This window comes from Chryseobacterium mulctrae, from assembly GCF_006175945.1.
GTDB lineage: Bacteria > Bacteroidota > Bacteroidia > Flavobacteriales > Weeksellaceae > Chryseobacterium > Chryseobacterium mulctrae.
Genome location: NZ_VAJL01000001.1, coordinates 1,554,482 through 1,568,612, shown reverse-complemented (window position 1 = coordinate 1,568,612; position 14,131 = coordinate 1,554,482). Strand labels below are relative to the sequence as shown.

Genomic DNA, 14,131 nt, shown 5'->3' with positions numbered 1-14,131 from the left:
AATCTAATTTACAAAAATTAGAAAGATTAAAAATCAATTTTCATCTTTTAAGAAAGTTTTAAGGTGAATAATGATTTGAATTTAGTGATTTATATTTACTTTTGATAAAATAACATTTTATGTTTATGTATAAAAAAGGAATGATTGGGTTAAGTTGCGCAATCGGTTGCATTGCTGCGAATTTTGTGAATGCGCAAACTTCAGTTCAGGTTAAAAATACTCAGGATTTTGCTCGAAATGAAATTGTTTCTCTTTCAACTGGTCAGCTGAAAACATTTTTAGGAAAAAATAAAGCAGAAGATCTAAGAATTAAAGATGCTCAAAATAATTATCTTACGATTCAATGGATTGATAATGATGGAGACGGCAAAAACGATGAGGTTCTTTTTCAGGCAAAAGTAGATGCAAAAAAGACAAATTCCTACACGATAGTTGCTGATTCTAAAACAGCAGTTCCTGAAAGTAAATTAACCACTTATTCAAGATTGGTTCCTGAAAGAGTTGATGATTACACTTGGGAAAACGATAAGATCGCGTTCAGAGTTTACGGTCCGAAAGGTCAGGCTGAAGCTTTGGCGGGAGTAAAAGGAAGTACACTTTCGAGTGGAGTAGATATTTGGCTTAAAAGAACCGAAAAATCAGTCATTAACGAATGGTACAAAGGTTACCTTACAGATCCTATGTATTATCACAAAGATACGAGAGGCGAAGGTTACGATCCTTATCATGTCGGAGACAGCCGTGGAACAGGAGGAATCGGAATCTGGAAAGATGAAAAACTGCAGGTTTCCAAAAACTTTACAAGCTCTAAAACCATTGCAGAAGGTCCTTTGAGAACAGTTTTCGAATTGACTTATGCACCGTGGAGCGAGTTTGATGTGAAAGAAACCAAAAGAATTTCTCTTGATTTGGGTTCTAATTTTTCTAAGTTTGAATCTACTTTTGAAACACAAAAACAAGTTCCAAATTACACAATTGGAATTACATTGCATAAAAATGAAGGTGAATCTAAATTGAATGACAAAAACGGATATTATCTTCACTGGGAAAAAATAGATGATGCTTTTGTTGGTGAAGGAATTGTAGTAAATCCTAAAATTGTAGAAAAGTCTGTAGCTTTTAAATCTGAAATTCCAGATCAGAGTAATCTTTTGGTAATAACAAAACCTCAAGATAAACTAACGTATTATGCAGGTTTTGCATGGCAGAAAAGCGGACAGATTCAAACTCAGGAAGATTGGGAAAACATTTTGCAGAAGCAGTCTAAAATAGTTGCAAATCCATTAATAATTACCGTTAAATAAGTTTAAAATGATTAAATCAAAACTTTCAGTTGCCGTTTTTTGTTTGGCATTTTCAGGAATTTCGGCGCAGGTAAAAGATACTTTGGCGGAAAAAATGATGGTTTATCAGCTTCCAAATGGAGGTTGGGGAAAACATAGGAGTGATAAAAAAAATGTAGACTATACTCAAAAAATAGATGCTCAACTTTTAAAAATAATTAAATCAGGCAATAATGATCTTGCCACGATCGACAACAATGCCACATCGAAGGAAATCAACGGATTAATAAAAGCGTACAGCACAACAAAAAATCCTGATTATCTGAAATCTGCCGAAAAAGGAATTCAATATTTGCTTTCGATGCAGTATCAGAATGGAGGCTTTCCACAGTATTTTCCAAACTCTTCAATCTATAGAAAACAAGTGACCTACAACGATAATGCAATGATTAATGTTTTGACGGTTTTATATAATATTTCAGAAGGAAAAGAAGGTTTTGATGCAGTAAATTCTCAACTGAAAGAAAAATCTAAATTAGCTTTGCAAAAAGGTATTGTCTGTATTTTAAAAACTCAGATACCGCAAAACGGAAAGCTATCAATTTGGGCAGATCAATACAATGAAGTTTCTCTAAAACCCGAAAAAGCAAGAGCTTTTGAACCGATGTCATTGGCAAGTGGAGAATCGGTAAATATTGTAAAGTTTCTAATGATGCAGCCCGTAACTCCGGAGATTGAAAGATCAATTAGATCGGCAATACAATGGTTTAAAGACAGCAAGATCGATGGTTATACTTACAATGTCTCCAGAGAAAGCGGAAATGCTGTGCGTGTTTTATCTAAAAAAGAAGGTTCGGCAGTTTGGGCTAGATTTTATGATATTCCGACCAATAAACCTGTTTTTGGTGATCGTGACGGAAGTGTGAAGTTCAATTACGAAGATGTTTCCAAAGAACGCAGAATGGGCTACAGTTGGTACAACGAAGCCGGAACGAAACTGATTGAAAACGATTTTCCGAAGTGGCTGAAAAAGAATAAATTTCTGAATAAAACAAAATCCTGATGTACAAATACATCAGGATTTTTTCATTAATAAAAGTTGCTATTTAGAACTTAGTAGCTCTCACAGATATTTCCTGATAAAGTAGCTCCTGCATTAGCGGTAACATCAGATTTTACTGAGGAAAGCGACAAAGTAGGAATAGAATATGGTGGTGTAAATGCAGTTCCACTACCTGTTTTATTACCCGTAACATTCGTAAATGTATTGTTTGAAGTAACGGTTACCGCAGTATATCCGCTCATTAAATTGATGGGTTCTTTTACATTTTCAAATACATTTCCATCTACACGAATATTTGCTTGGACTCCGGCTGCAATACATTTGTTGCTTACAGAGCTATTAAAATAACTGTTTAAGATATGAATTTTACCAAATCTCACTCTTGGCATACGCTCTCTGCATCCCGGAGCCCACCAACAACGTACAAATGTTACATTTAGTTTTCCTGCATCGGCTGTTGCGCCATCACTAGAGCCAATTAAATTAGAAAATCTGTGATCATCAGTTCCACCAGAACCACCTGCTTTTGGAGTTTTTAAATAATGGAATTTTGTATAAGAAACCGTAATATAATCTGATTTATTTTTGATATCGAAATTACCATCTACACCATCTCTGAATTCACAGTGATCGATCCATACATTTCGGCAATCATCCAGAATCGCATTGTCCCAACCATCTGTATCATAAGCTCCCGGACCTTCAAAGATCAGGTTTCTAACGATAATATTGTTACATCTTTTAATATTGATAATTCCAGAACCATCTTTAGTCTGATTGGTTGATACAAGCTTTGCGCCGCTTGTTCCGTAGATTGTTTTTCCGGTTTGATCCTGAAGAGATAATCGGGTTGTGATGGTGATGGTTCCTGTAACTTTGATGACCTTAACGGCAGTGTTTTCAATCGCTGATTTTAATTGAGCATAAGTCGTTACAGTAGTTTCAGCAGCAGTTCCGCCTCCTGTAGTTCCACCGTTTTGAGAAGCCCATCCCGGAGCCACGCAGTTCGCAAGAGGAACGACGGTTTTTGCTGCAAATGCATTTTCAATACTGTTTTCGTTGGGATTTTCAGAGAACTCACTTTTGATGTCATCATGTCCACATCCGATTAATGCAAAAGCTGTACTGAGAGCAACTATAGACATAGTTGCCTTGAAATTGATTTTCATAGTTAAAAGTTTTGTTTATTTAGTGGTGTAAAATTATAAATATTTATTTAAAAACCAAATTTATTAATTAAAAAATATTCATAAAAGTTATTTGTTAAATATTAATTTAATTCAACCGATTGCGCATTGATTATAATTTAATATTAGAGGTGTGATGAAAACTATTCTCGATTGTTTTTTTAATTATAAATTTGAGTTTTGAAACAGGATAACTTTTTTTAAGTCTGATTTCGGAAATGAAAGAAGCTTTTATTTAAGACGCGTAAAATTTTTGATTTTTAAAAATATCTGCTTTGCGAACTTGTTTGAACTATACGATTAACCATTTAGATTATTCATTATCTATCACTTATTACTTATCTCACCAAGCCAGTCTGCACAAAGTTTTTTCCAATTATCCGTCAGTTCAGTTTTATTTGAAATTCCGATATTATGTTCGCCTTGAGGGAATATGAAAATTGCGCCTTTCACTTTATTTTTAATCATCGCCTCGTAATACAAAATACTGTTGATTACTGGGACAGCATTGTCGTTTTGCGCATGAAATAAAATCGTTGGCGGTGTTTTTTCTGTTACTCTGTTTTGCATGGAATATTCTGCAATTTTTTCCTGCGAAGCATTTTCACCTAAAAGATTGACGCGACTTCCTTTGTGAGCAAATTCTCCCAAATCAATCACCGGAGAAACTAGAATCGCAAAATTGGGAACTGTAGAAATAGTTGACCAATCACCTTTCAATTCGGTGTAATCGGTAGAAATATTGCTTACCATTGCAGCGAGATGGCCGCCTGCAGAAGTTCCTAAAACTCCAATCTGGTCGGGTGAAATTCCGTATTGAGCAGCGTATTTTCTAATTAATTTTATTGCAGCCTGAATATCCTGTAACGGACCAAGTTCTCTTTGTTTTAAATCTGGAGAAGTTGGCAAACGGTAATTCAAAACAAAAGCAGAAATTCCTAACGTGTTGAGCCATTTTGCATAAGAATAACCTCCCAAATCATACGTTAAATGTCTGTAACCACCTCCAGGAATTATGATGATTGCCATTGATTTTCTTTCCTCTTTCGCAGGCAAAAAAGCAAACAGCTCAGCTTCCTGGATTTGGGTAATTCTGCCTTCTTTTTCTTCAATGATATTTAATTTTAAACCTTTAGAATTGGGCATTTCGCCTTTCGGCCAAACCGTAATTTTTTGTTGCGATGAAATTTGAATTCCAAGAAAAATGCTGAATACAAGGATGAATTTTTTCATTGGTGATTTTTTTAAATCTGAATGATTGATACTCTTTTAATTGATGACAAATTTTGTTTTGAAGACAAATCTGCAGCCCGACTTGAACGGAGCTCTTTTTGTGAGGAGCCATTGGACTTAGCTTGGGATGTGACGAACAAAAAAGCGGGAGTGGAAGGCGGAACAGCTGCCCAAATCAATCCCTTCCAAATCTTTTTATCACCCATTACTTATTACCAATGCCGGCAAGCCAATCTGTGCACAATTTTTTCCAATTCTCACTCAGCGCATTTTTATCAGTAACAAAAAAACGATGACCACCTTTAGGAAAAATAAATAAAGAACCTTTCACTTTATGTTTTGTCATGGCTTTGTAATATAAAATGCTATTCATTGGCGGAACTGCGGTATCATCCTGATTATGAAACAAAATTGTTGGCGGTGTTTTTTCTGTTACTCTGTTTTGCAGGGAATATTCTGTGATTTTTTCCTCTGAAGCATTTTCGCCAAGCAAACTGTTTCGGCTTCCTTTGTGCGCAAATTCTCCTAAATCAATGACCGGACAAAACAAAACGACAAAGTCAGGAATAGTAGAAATGTCTGCTAAATCGCCTTTTAATCCGGTGTAATCCGTACTGATGTTACTTACCGAAGTCGCCAAATGTCCACCTGCAGAAGTTCCGACAACACCGACTTGGTTGGGTGAAATTCCCCATTGAACTGCATTTTTTCTAATATATTTGATAGCAGCTTGAGCGTCCTGAAGTGGAGCAATTTCTCTTTGAATCAAATCTGTAGAAGTTGGTAATCTGTAGTTGAGAACAAAAGCGGAGATTCCCAAAGTATTCATCCATTTTGCGATTTGAAAAGCACCTTCGTCATAAGTGAGTTTTGAATAACCACCACCGGGAATAATGATGACCGACTTTTGATTTCTCTCTTTTATTGGAGGTAAAAAAGCAAAAAGTTCAGGCTCTTTCAGTTCTGCTAAAACTTTTCTTTTCTTGGTTTTAGATACTAAAATTTTTGAATTGGGCATTTCTCCTTTTGGCCAGAATAATATTTTTTCCTGCGCAGGAATTTGTGTGAAAAGAAAAATAATGAGGAGAAAAAATCTTTTTTTCATGACTTTAATTTTTTACTTTAAAGTGTATTTGGAAAAAAAACTCACAGATTTTTTAAAACCTGTGAGGTTTGATTATTGATAATTTAATCTTTCAGAAAATCCTCTCTGAATGGAGTGAAAGAATCAATCAATTGTCCGGCTTCCAAACATTTTACACCATGAAAAATATTGGGTTGGGCAAAAAATCCGTCACCTTGTTGTAAGATTTTGGTTTCACCATCAACGGTTACTTCAAATTTTCCAGAAGCTACATACGTAATTTGAGAATGAAAATGCTGATGTAAAGCTCCAATTGCATCTTTTTCAAATTTTACAACAACCATCATTACTTGGGAATTGTATCCTACAAATTGTCTGGAAACTCCGCCTCCTAAATCTTCCCATTCGGAATTACCGTCGAAAAATGGTTCTTTTTTGAAATTCATTTTTATTTGATTTTTTTTGCGTCTTTGTCATTCTGAATGAAACGAAGTGTAGTGAAGAATCTCCTGTAATTATTTAGAATCATATCTATTTGTTGAGATTCTTCCTTCGTCAGAATGACAAACTGACTGTTTACTTTTTCTCTCGCAGATTAAGCTGATTACACAGATTTTAATCCTTAGTCATCTGTGCAAATCTGTGGAATCTGTGGAAAAACTATTTAATATACTTTTCTAAACCTGTTTTTAAATCTTTCAAAGATTTTACAGCTAGTTTTGCTACGGTTTCTGCACCTAATTTTGATAGATGGGTGTCGTCTGCTTTATCTTTATCATAATATGCATTTTCGCCCGCCTTGAAATGTAAATGCAACAGTTTTGATTTTTCAGGACCGGCTGAAATTTCCATTTGTTCGGTAAGTAATTGCATATCGACAAAAGGAACTTTCATATCATTGGCAACCATTCTTACCATTAAAGGATATTCTTTGTGGGTATCAATTAAAACTCCATTTTCATTAAAATTTCTTCTTGTGATTGATGTCATCAAAATCGGTGTCGCGCCTTTTGCTCTTGTTTCATTAACATACCTTTCTAAATTGGCTCTGTACTGAGTATAAGGATTGGTAAACTTTGTAGAATCTTTTAATTTCTGGTCGTTATGCCCAAATTGAATAATTACAAAATCACCTTTTTTCAATTGTTTTTCAACTTTATCCCATCTTCCTTCTGTTCTGAAACTTTTTGAACTTCTTCCGTTCATTGCATGATTCTGAATTTCAATTCCGGAGGTCATAAACTGTCCTAAGACCTGTCCCCATCCATGTTCGGGGTTTTTGTCAGGATTGTCTTTGTTTGCCATTGTAGAATCACCAATCAGAAATAGGGTTGGTTTTTTCTGAGCTAAAACTATTGTTGAAATTACAACGCTTAGAATTAAAAGTATTTTTTTCATTTTTAAAATTGATTTTATTAATGTTCTTTTGTCTTAAAACAAAAGAACCAAAAGTTCAAGACTTGGAAACTTCCGCTAAAAATTAATTCTGTTCTCTAAAAATTCTAAACTCGCGCGAATTTGGTATTAGTTCTTTGATTTAAAACTTTCGTCGCGCTTCAAACAATAGAATTTTTTTAACGTTCACAAAATTAATTTTCTTAACGCTCCATTTTCCTATGTCATTTTATTGCGGTAACAATTACTCATTACCAATTATTTATTACTCATATTCGGCTTCCAGTCTCCAAAAATATTTTTAATGGTATATTTTTTAGCTTCTTTTTTTGTCAGTTGATGAGACCACGCTATACGATTTTCAGTTTTTCCGCCCTCGCCTTTGCTTCCAAATTCTGCGTAATAAGCGGTTTTATCTTTGTCTGGAAACATTTTGTCACCTTTCCAAGGATTCCAGCCTTCGGGAACGATGTGATTTCCCATTTCTGTATTGATGAAAACTGTTTTTGCATACGGTCTCCAAGGTCTTCCCAAGAATACTTTATTGATGCCTTCTTTCGCAATTAATTTACAGTCGAAAAATACATATCCAAATTCTTTACTTTGGTCTGTTGATGCCGCAGTGATGTAAGAATTGGCTAAACTTTTAATCGTACAATTTTTGAACACTACAGTTGCCGAACCAAATAAAAAATCGGTTGTTCCTTCAATGTAACAGTTTTCATAAAATTGTCTGCTGTGATTTCCGCCTGTATAAACAGTATCCTGACAGCCTAAAATTTTAGAATTTTTAATGCTGAAACGGTCACCTTCCACATGAAGAGCAACAGCTTGTCCCTGATTGCAAGAACTGTTTTGAATGGTTATATCAGAAATTTTAATATCATCTGACATAATTAAAAGCGTGTACGAATTGAAAGTGGTCATTTTCTCATTCAAAGCATCGGTTTTTCCGGAGTAATCATCGTTGGTAATGATGGTGTTTTCTTTGTTTTCGCCTTGTAAAGTGATCTTATGTTTTGAAGAAGGAATGACGATTTTTTCGTGATACGTTCCCGCTTTTATTTTTACTAAAGCTTCACCCGGACCTAAATCTCTTATTGAAGTGATGGCTTTTTGAATGGAGGTGAATTCCCCGCTTCCGTCTTGTGCGACGGTGATTGTTATGTAAGGTTCATTTCCTGCCAATAAAAAATTGGTTATTGAAATGAAGAGAATTAAAAATAGTTTTTTCATAAATAATTTTTATGATTGATTCTATGTTTTTTAAACGCAAAGGTTTAATTTGAAAAATTTAAATTTTAAGGAGCAAAGATTACGACAAGTCGCTAATAAAGCTTAAAAATATACGTTCGCTTAAAATCAATTTATTGATTATTCTTTGCTTCTAAAATATTTTCAATAAATAATAAATCTTTGCGTTTTAATTTTGCCTAAACCTAAACCTAAACCTAAACCTATTTCAACGTGTTATCTAAAAAATCTACCGTCAGATTCGATGTTTCTGTGAACCAAGGTTCTGCAGACCAAAAGGAATGCGGAGTGTCTTTTATTTCGTGGTATTCAGTAAAGATATTATGACTTTTTAAAATCTTCATCATGTCGTCTCTTCCTGCATGAAAACGCGGTTGCGAAGAATTGATGAATAGAGTAGGAGGTGTGTTTTTACCAACAAATTCTAGAGGTGAAGCTTCAGTCCAGTTTTTTAAATTCACATTTCTGTCACCGTCTAACCAATAAGCTGCGTAAGTACTTTCTTCGGCTTCGGGATGAATAAACGAAACAATTCCGTCTACATTAACGATTGCCTGGATTTTATTTTTAGTTTTTACACCTACCAAAGTTGCGATTTGCGCTCCTGCAGATTCTCCTAAAACTGCCATTTTTTTTGTATTTAAAGAATACTTTTTTTTGTTTTTCTTTAAAAATTTAATCGCATTTTCAACATCGTCAATTGCTGCAGGATATTTTGCCACTTCACTTAAACGATAACCCACTGCAATGGCAACGTAACCTTTTGATGCCAATTCCTGAGCCATATATTTTTCGTTTTCCTTAGAACCGGAAATCCAACCGCCACCATGAACCAAAGCAATTCCTGGATATTTTTTAGACTGGTCTTTCGGATAATAAATATCTGCTTTTAAAGATAATCCATTGACGTTTGCATATTCTACATCCTTATCAATTAAAATGTTTGACGGAACTGGTCTGTTTAAAGGTGTAATAAACGGATACTTCTTTTTAAGCTTTTCATATGTTGCTTCATTCGTGTAAGGAGTAGCATTCGGCTTTGTCTGACCGAATGCTTTTGCTCCTACAAAAAAAACAAAAAGAAAATATAGTTTGTGAAAACTCATTTTTAAAATTAATTTGGTGTTTTGTGTAACCAAAGTAGGTTTACTTTTAACCACAAAAGTCACAAAAGTTTTTTGACACATTAGTAACTTTTAAGCTTAACACTTTGAAGATATTTAAGAACACATAAGATTAAAAATCAAAGATTTTTTCTGTGTTTAAATTCTCGAATCTCGAAACTAAAATTCCGAATTGCAAAGCTCGCAGCACGAATCTCGAACCTCGAAACTTACTTTACTGCGTTTTTAGCAACTTCTTTCGAAATGCTTAATTGCTCACCTTTTACCTCTTTTGGAAGTTTTACCGCTGATGTTTTACTTCCTAAAACCTTAATTGTTGGTTTTTGAGAAGATTGTAACTGAAGAGTAGATAAATCTACATTTTTACTGTTGTAAACAACGGCTCCGGCTCCTTCGCTGTAGGTAAGTTTTACGTTTTTCAATGTAATTCCGTCTGCATCTACAATCGTTAATGCTTTTTTAGTATCAAACTGAGAATCTTCAATCACAATGTTTTTAATATTCATTTCAGCCAAACCATTGATGGTAATTGCTTCGTCAGAATTTACCGCATTGATGTTTTTAAAATAAAGTTTCAGTAAAAATACATCAAAGATTAATAACAGGTAAAACGGTTGTAAATAAAGACTTTACAGCCGTTTTATGATTTTTTGGTAATGAGGTAAAAAGCAGTAAAAAGCGAGGTTTGGCAAAAGTAAGGTTACTAAAACGTTACTTTTAAACATTAAAAACAATCGTTTTAAAATACTGTATTTCAGCTTTCTGCATAGTTTTTCATATTGTTCCGTAGCTCACATAGGTTTAATTTTATCATTAAGAATTGTGAGTATGGAAACGACAAAAAAATCAACGTTTAAGGTATTGTTTTACCTTAAAAAGAACGCCCCAAAGAAAAACGGAAAAGTTACTGTTATGTGCAGGATTACCGTAAACGGCAAACAGTCTGCATTCAGTACAAAGCTGGATATTTCCGCAACAAATTGGGATTTGAAGTACGGCAGGGTTTTAGGTAAAAGCCGAGAAGCCCAAGCCACGAACAGCAAACTTGACAAAATTCGTTCGGGTATTGAGGAATGCTATTCCAAAATCCTGAAGAACGAGGGGGCTGTAAACAGTGCTAAACTTAAAAATGCCGTTCTTGGTATGGAAAGCGGAGAACTGACCTTTTTCAAATTTTATGACCAGTTCCTATCCGACTATGAGAAAAAGGTTAATAGTGGACTTCGGGTAAATGGCACACGCAGTAAATACAAAATACTTTTGAAACATCTTCGAAATTTTGCCTTTGCAAAATACGGTTATTCCGATGTGTCTTTTAACGACCTTACTCCTGATTTTGTGCAGGACTTTGATTACTACCTTCGTGACGACCAAAGCCTAACACACAACACCATTTGGCTGTATATGATTGGGTTTACTACACTTTGCCGATTGGCAATGAGCAGAAAGCATCTTGCTTTTAATCCGTTCAGCGAGTACAAGAATACCAAAAAGGATAAAGACCGTGGTTATCTATTGCGTAATGAATTGGAACAGCTCGTAACGTTCAACTGTGATAAAAAGAAAGACGAATTGGTTAAGGATTTATTTGTTTTCAGTTGCTTTACAGGGCTTTCCTATTCAGATATGAAAGGGCTTAGAAACAGTAATATTCAAGACTTTTTTGATGGCAATCAGTGGATAATCGTACGCAGAAAGAAAACGGCAACATCATCCAATGTAATGCTGTTGGATATTCCAAAAATGATTATCGAAAAATATGCAGGACTGTCAAAGGACGGAAAGGTTTTTCCTGTCCCCTCAAATACGGTCTGCAATGACAGCTTGAAAAGAATATCCAAACAAATTGAGTGTCTTAAAGAGAAGAAAGTAACCTTTCATTTGGCACGCCATACCTTTGCCACACTATTTTTAAGTGAGGGTGTTCCATTGGAGAGTTTGAGTAAAATGTTGGGGCATAAAAACATTGCCACTACGCAGATTTACGCCAAAATACTCAACGAGAAAGTCGGAAAGGATATGCAAAAGGTATCGCATAAATTTAAAGGAATGGAACAGTCTTTTGTTTCTCAACTATGAAGTCTATAAAAGTAATCAAAGAAAGTCAATGTTATTATACGTTGGCTTTTTTTGTATTTTAGCAATTGGTAGAAACAATGACAAAAAATAGAATAATGAAAAAACTTATCCTACTTATAATTTCAGCAACACTTTTATTGAGTTGTAACCAAAATAAAAAGGAAGAAGAACAATCATCCAAAAAAGAAAAAGTAAATGATGTTGAGGATAAGTCTGTATCATTATCTATAGAGCCAAATGTTTTTAAACTTTCAGAAATCCCAGATACTATAAAGGTTACAATAATAAACAATACAAATGATACTATCACTACAGGGTTGCATTATCAGATTGAAAATTACGAGAAAAACGAATGGAAAGACATTTCGCCAAAGGGTATTGCGTTTAACGACCTTGGTTGGCGACTAAAACCAACCGATACAGAGAGTTTTGAAAAGAAATTATATAAAGACCAAATCAGTTATAAAGTAGGCAAATACAGAATTGTCAAATATTATCTGAACTCCGACTATCAAAAGACAAGGGAAAATAATAATGTTTACGGAGAGTTTGAGATTAAGTAGAATATAAACAACACAGCCCACCGCATTTAAGCAGTGGGCTGTTTTTTTAATTGACCGATATGGTTAAGTTTCAAAGCATTCATTTAATCAGCTAACGCTGATAGTTATCTTCCAATACCTTGACAATATCGCTTTCACGAAACAAGATTTTCCGTTCGAGCTTGATAAAAGGTATCAGTCCGTCATCCCTGTATTGTTGCAATGTCCGTTTGCTGATGTGTAACATCTCGCAAACCTGTTCGCCTGACAGATAGATTTCCCCTTTTAGTAATGGGTGGAAATATTCTCTGATATACAACAGTTCATTTTTGATGCCTACCACAGCTTCGAGCAGGGCAAGCATATCTTCGTTTGAATCTCCAATCTGTTTCATTTCTTTTGCTTTTTTAATGGTCGCTCTCCCTGCATAAGTAACTCCACTTCTGATAATCTGAAATACGTTTTCCGATTGATCTGCGTTGCTCCAAGAATGCCTTTTGCCCTATACGTCTGCAACGTTCTTTTGCTGATATTGAGCAGTTGGCAGGCTTCCTGTTGGTCGAGCCATTTCGTTGCCTGTTGCAATGCCTTGTAAGGCGTAGTGATTTTCTTAATCAATAAAGAAACTTCCTTTACTTCTCTGTGCAATGCTTTTAAAATCTGAATGTCCAAAACTGTTATTTCCATATCCGCATCATTTAATCCTCAAAAGTAAAAGCAACTTATAAAGGTTGCTCCAATGTTGTAGTCAGAAGTAGCATTTGGCGTTTAGTTGCCAAATACTCGGTTATAATCCCAACTTTGGTTTTTGGTTTTTTGGGCGAGCCTGTTGTATTTTGTTTGAATTGTCCATTTTTAAAGCAGGCTTTTTATTGGTCTGTACGTTCTGATTGTTTTCAGCATTTTTATAACCCGAACGCATAACCGTTTTGGTAGCGCCTATGATGCTTTCAGGTTCGGCAGTCTGTTTTTTTTGTTCAGCACGCTTGCCCCCGAACAGCCTGCCCAGACCTAAACCCTTTGTGTCTGTGAATTGGCGTTTAAAGTTGGCTATGAAATTGGAAATGGGGTCGCTGCCCTTATCGACCTGAATAAAAGGTATATTCTTTTTTTTCTCAGATTCTTCTTTTTCTTTACGCTCTTTGTCGGTTGTTATTTTTTGTGCCATAGGTTCAAAATTTCCCCCAATGTAAACCATAAAAGAATGCTTCATTTGCCTTTGGCTTTTAGTGGCAGTCTTTGGCGTTCAATTGCCAAATGCTTTGATATAAATTCATCTACGGTTAAGATATTTTGTAGTTTTGTATTAAAGAATAGGCAATGAAAGTCAATAAAACCGAAATATTAAATAATATCTGTTACACCGAACTTGTATATGGCAGAATAAATAAAAAGCTACGAGTAGACTATTCAAAATCTGAAATTGAAAAATTGATTTTTAATGCCATAAGCGAAACGGCAGAAAAATTCATTCAGAAAATCGGTAAAAATTATTATATAACAAACACTTACAAAAATATTAGGATTACAATCAACACATACACACACAGGGTTATCACTGTTGACAGAATTACAAAATAACAACTGCTTTAACCACAATTAATATAAGTTAAGCAAAGTATAAATCAACTTCCAAAAAAAGAATAAAAAGGCAGTAAAGATAAGGCAGACAGCCACCGCACCACCCAACCAAAAGCTTACGGCATAATGGCAGGGCAAATATGGTGGCTTCGCCGAGTTTGTTGTGTTGCCCTGCCACCCTTCGGGACTTATTCCGTTTCCTTTTGGTTTTTTCGCCTGTCCGCCTTGTTAAAATGGCTTTCTTTTTTTTCTTTTTTTTTGTTTTGGAAAATATTTTTTGATAGGGAGTTTCAGTACTATAATTAG

16 protein-coding genes are annotated in these 14,131 nt (G+C 34.8%); 5 read left to right on the top strand and 11 right to left on the bottom strand.

Annotated elements, in window-relative coordinates; all coding sequences use genetic code 11:
* The first annotated feature begins 119 nt into the window (after nucleotides 1-119).
* Both FDY99_RS06970 and pelA read left to right on the top strand, forming a co-directional pair.
* Nucleotides 120-1,304 carry a DUF4861 family protein gene (locus FDY99_RS06970; protein WP_228448754.1) on the top strand — a complete coding sequence of 395 codons (1,185 nt, stop codon included), beginning with the start codon at nucleotides 120-122 and terminating at the stop codon, nucleotides 1,302-1,304.
* A 7-nt stretch (nucleotides 1,305-1,311) separates the two neighbouring features.
* Nucleotides 1,312-2,346, top strand: a complete 1,035-nt coding sequence (gene pelA, locus FDY99_RS06965) for a pectate lyase (protein ID WP_139420251.1) — start codon at nucleotides 1,312-1,314, stop codon at nucleotides 2,344-2,346.
* Between the two features lie 50 nt (nucleotides 2,347-2,396).
* On the opposite strand, the gene FDY99_RS06960 is transcribed toward pelA, so the two are convergent.
* The 8 genes from FDY99_RS06960 to FDY99_RS06925 all read right to left on the bottom strand — a co-directional run bounded on the left by FDY99_RS06960 (nucleotide 2,397) and on the right by FDY99_RS06925 (nucleotide 10,129).
* Nucleotides 2,397-3,515 (bottom strand): pectate lyase family protein, encoded by a 1,119-nt coding sequence (locus FDY99_RS06960; RefSeq protein ID WP_139420249.1) that lies wholly within the window; start codon nucleotides 3,513-3,515, stop codon nucleotides 2,397-2,399.
* A 345-nt stretch (nucleotides 3,516-3,860) separates the two neighbouring features.
* Nucleotides 3,861-4,766, bottom strand: a complete 906-nt coding sequence (locus tag FDY99_RS06955; protein ID WP_139420246.1) for an alpha/beta hydrolase — start codon at nucleotides 4,764-4,766, stop codon at nucleotides 3,861-3,863.
* A 205-nt stretch (nucleotides 4,767-4,971) separates the two neighbouring features.
* Nucleotides 4,972-5,871 (bottom strand): alpha/beta hydrolase, encoded by a 900-nt coding sequence (locus FDY99_RS06950; protein ID WP_139420243.1) that lies wholly within the window; start codon nucleotides 5,869-5,871, stop codon nucleotides 4,972-4,974.
* An 83-nt stretch (nucleotides 5,872-5,954) separates the two neighbouring features.
* The gene (locus FDY99_RS06945) at nucleotides 5,955-6,296 is read right to left on the bottom strand and encodes a cupin domain-containing protein (protein ID WP_139420241.1); all 342 of its coding nucleotides are present in this window, start codon (nucleotides 6,294-6,296) and stop codon (nucleotides 5,955-5,957) included.
* A 214-nt stretch (nucleotides 6,297-6,510) separates the two neighbouring features.
* Entirely contained in the window at nucleotides 6,511-7,248 is a 738-nt protein-coding gene (locus FDY99_RS06940; RefSeq protein ID WP_139420239.1) for a rhamnogalacturonan acetylesterase, read from the bottom strand.
* A gap of 255 nt (nucleotides 7,249-7,503) precedes the next feature.
* Entirely contained in the window at nucleotides 7,504-8,481 is a 978-nt protein-coding gene (locus tag FDY99_RS06935; protein WP_139420237.1) for a pectinesterase family protein, read from the bottom strand.
* Between the two features lie 221 nt (nucleotides 8,482-8,702).
* On the bottom strand, nucleotides 8,703-9,686 hold the full coding sequence (locus FDY99_RS06930; RefSeq protein WP_139420235.1) for an alpha/beta hydrolase: 984 nt from the start codon (nucleotides 9,684-9,686) through the stop codon (nucleotides 8,703-8,705).
* Between the two features lie 146 nt (nucleotides 9,687-9,832).
* Complete coding sequence (locus tag FDY99_RS06925) at nucleotides 9,833-10,129, bottom strand: hypothetical protein (RefSeq protein WP_139420233.1); 297 nt, start codon at nucleotides 10,127-10,129, stop codon at nucleotides 9,833-9,835.
* Between the two features lie 322 nt (nucleotides 10,130-10,451).
* On the opposite strand from FDY99_RS06925, the gene FDY99_RS06920 reads away from it, so the two are divergent.
* Complete coding sequence (locus FDY99_RS06920; RefSeq protein WP_139420232.1) at nucleotides 10,452-11,702, top strand: site-specific integrase; 1,251 nt, start codon at nucleotides 10,452-10,454, stop codon at nucleotides 11,700-11,702.
* A 95-nt stretch (nucleotides 11,703-11,797) separates the two neighbouring features.
* Nucleotides 11,798-12,265, top strand: coding sequence for an immunoglobulin-like domain-containing protein (locus FDY99_RS06915; RefSeq protein WP_139420230.1), 468 nt, complete (start codon nucleotides 11,798-11,800; stop codon nucleotides 12,263-12,265).
* Nucleotides 12,266-12,356: 91 nt separating this feature from the next.
* Here the strand turns inward: FDY99_RS06915 and FDY99_RS06910 are convergent, their stop codons facing one another.
* From FDY99_RS06910 to FDY99_RS06900, 3 genes are all read right to left on the bottom strand, one after another.
* On the bottom strand, nucleotides 12,357-12,638 hold the full coding sequence (locus FDY99_RS06910; protein WP_139420228.1) for a helix-turn-helix domain-containing protein: 282 nt from the start codon (nucleotides 12,636-12,638) through the stop codon (nucleotides 12,357-12,359).
* Complete coding sequence (locus FDY99_RS06905) at nucleotides 12,635-12,931, bottom strand: helix-turn-helix domain-containing protein (protein WP_139420226.1); 297 nt, start codon at nucleotides 12,929-12,931, stop codon at nucleotides 12,635-12,637. The genes FDY99_RS06910 and FDY99_RS06905 overlap by 4 nt, the downstream gene beginning before the upstream one ends.
* A 100-nt stretch (nucleotides 12,932-13,031) precedes the next feature.
* Nucleotides 13,032-13,457, bottom strand: coding sequence for a hypothetical protein (locus FDY99_RS06900; protein ID WP_139420224.1), 426 nt, complete (start codon nucleotides 13,455-13,457; stop codon nucleotides 13,032-13,034).
* 107 nt (nucleotides 13,458-13,564) lie between these two features.
* Here FDY99_RS06900 and FDY99_RS06895 point away from each other — a divergent pair, with 107 nt between their 5' ends.
* Nucleotides 13,565-13,825 (top strand): DUF3781 domain-containing protein, encoded by a 261-nt coding sequence (locus FDY99_RS06895; RefSeq protein WP_139420222.1) that lies wholly within the window; start codon nucleotides 13,565-13,567, stop codon nucleotides 13,823-13,825.
* The last annotated feature ends 306 nt before the right edge of the window (nucleotides 13,826-14,131 follow it).

What these genes read in the sequence shown, in the direction of transcription:
- FDY99_RS06970 (WP_228448754.1), top strand. Translation starts at nt 120, where the DNA reads ATGTTTATGTATAAAAAAGGAATGATTGGGTTAAGTTGCGCAATCGGT.
- pelA (WP_139420251.1), top strand. Translation starts at nt 1,312, where the DNA reads ATGATTAAATCAAAACTTTCAGTTGCCGTTTTTTGTTTGGCATTTTCA.
- FDY99_RS06960 (WP_139420249.1), bottom strand. Translation starts at nt 3,515, where the DNA reads ATGAAAATCAATTTCAAGGCAACTATGTCTATAGTTGCTCTCAGTACA.
- FDY99_RS06955 (WP_139420246.1), bottom strand. Translation starts at nt 4,766, where the DNA reads ATGAAAAAATTCATCCTTGTATTCAGCATTTTTCTTGGAATTCAAATT.
- FDY99_RS06950 (WP_139420243.1), bottom strand. Translation starts at nt 5,871, where the DNA reads ATGAAAAAAAGATTTTTTCTCCTCATTATTTTTCTTTTCACACAAATT.
- FDY99_RS06945 (WP_139420241.1), bottom strand. Translation starts at nt 6,296, where the DNA reads ATGAATTTCAAAAAAGAACCATTTTTCGACGGTAATTCCGAATGGGAA.
- FDY99_RS06940 (WP_139420239.1), bottom strand. Translation starts at nt 7,248, where the DNA reads ATGAAAAAAATACTTTTAATTCTAAGCGTTGTAATTTCAACAATAGTT.
- FDY99_RS06935 (WP_139420237.1), bottom strand. Translation starts at nt 8,481, where the DNA reads ATGAAAAAACTATTTTTAATTCTCTTCATTTCAATAACCAATTTTTTA.
- FDY99_RS06930 (WP_139420235.1), bottom strand. Translation starts at nt 9,686, where the DNA reads ATGTGTCAAAAAACTTTTGTGACTTTTGTGGTTAAAAGTAAACCTACT.
- FDY99_RS06925 (WP_139420233.1), bottom strand. Translation starts at nt 10,129, where the DNA reads ATGAATATTAAAAACATTGTGATTGAAGATTCTCAGTTTGATACTAAA.
- FDY99_RS06920 (WP_139420232.1), top strand. Translation starts at nt 10,452, where the DNA reads ATGGAAACGACAAAAAAATCAACGTTTAAGGTATTGTTTTACCTTAAA.
- FDY99_RS06915 (WP_139420230.1), top strand. Translation starts at nt 11,798, where the DNA reads ATGAAAAAACTTATCCTACTTATAATTTCAGCAACACTTTTATTGAGT.
- FDY99_RS06910 (WP_139420228.1), bottom strand. Translation starts at nt 12,638, where the DNA reads ATGAAACAGATTGGAGATTCAAACGAAGATATGCTTGCCCTGCTCGAA.
- FDY99_RS06905 (WP_139420226.1), bottom strand. Translation starts at nt 12,931, where the DNA reads ATGGAAATAACAGTTTTGGACATTCAGATTTTAAAAGCATTGCACAGA.
- FDY99_RS06900 (WP_139420224.1), bottom strand. Translation starts at nt 13,457, where the DNA reads ATGAAGCATTCTTTTATGGTTTACATTGGGGGAAATTTTGAACCTATG.
- FDY99_RS06895 (WP_139420222.1), top strand. Translation starts at nt 13,565, where the DNA reads ATGAAAGTCAATAAAACCGAAATATTAAATAATATCTGTTACACCGAA.